This is a genomic window from Brevibacterium sp. VCM10, assembly GCF_000583215.1.
GTDB lineage: Bacteria > Actinomycetota > Actinomycetes > Actinomycetales > Brevibacteriaceae > Brevibacterium > Brevibacterium linens.
In genome coordinates this window covers 1-726 of sequence record NZ_JAJB01000131.1, presented here as the reverse complement: position 1 = coordinate 726, position 726 = coordinate 1, and the positions used below count along the sequence as shown (strand labels likewise).

The window sequence follows — 726 nt, the reverse complement described above, 5'->3', positions numbered from 1 at the left end:
CGCGTCATCGCCGAACGCGACGCCGCGCAGGAGAAGCTGCCGGATGCCGAAGCCGAATCGAAGGCCGCCGACGATGCGTTGGCGAAGGCGATCGAAAAGGATGAGGACATGGCTGCGCGCCTGTCCTCGGCGGAGAACGCGCAGAAGGACCTCAAGGATAAGATCACGTCCGGCACCGAGGAGATCGACAAGCACAAGACCTCGGCCGCGCGCATCGGGCGGCAGGCCTACCAGAATTCGGGCATCACCTCAGATCTCGCGATGCTGCTGCAGATGGCCGAGGGCACGAGTGCCGACGGCGGTATCGGCCGCGTCGACTCAGCGGTACGGTCCCAGCAGCGCACGATCGACGAACTCTCCGAACAGCGGGCGCTGAACAAGAACAACGAAGAGCGGCTTTCGGGCGTGACGGAGAAGATCTCCGACCTCAAGGACGAAGCCGCCGAAGCGGTGCTGGCCAAAGAAGCCGCGCAGGTCGATGCGAAGAAGAAGGCCGACAACCTCAACGACCTCATCTCCGCGAAGGACGATGCGGAGAAGACCATCTCCGACAACAAAGCCAAGACCGAGAAGGAGCTGGCCGACGAGAAGGCCGAGCAGGATCGTCTGGCCAAGAAAGTCCGCGAATGGGAGAAGGAGCAGGAGAAGAAGGGCAAGTTCGTCTTCGGTGACGGAGACTTGGCCAACCCGGCCAAGGGATACCCGATAACGTCTCCGTTCGGATAC

Annotated in this window: 1 pseudogene; it reads left to right on the top strand. The window is 62.4% G+C overall.

Annotated features, from left to right (window positions below):
* A pseudogene (locus AD89_RS20240) lies at nt 1–726 on the top strand (M23 family metallopeptidase); the annotation flags it as partial.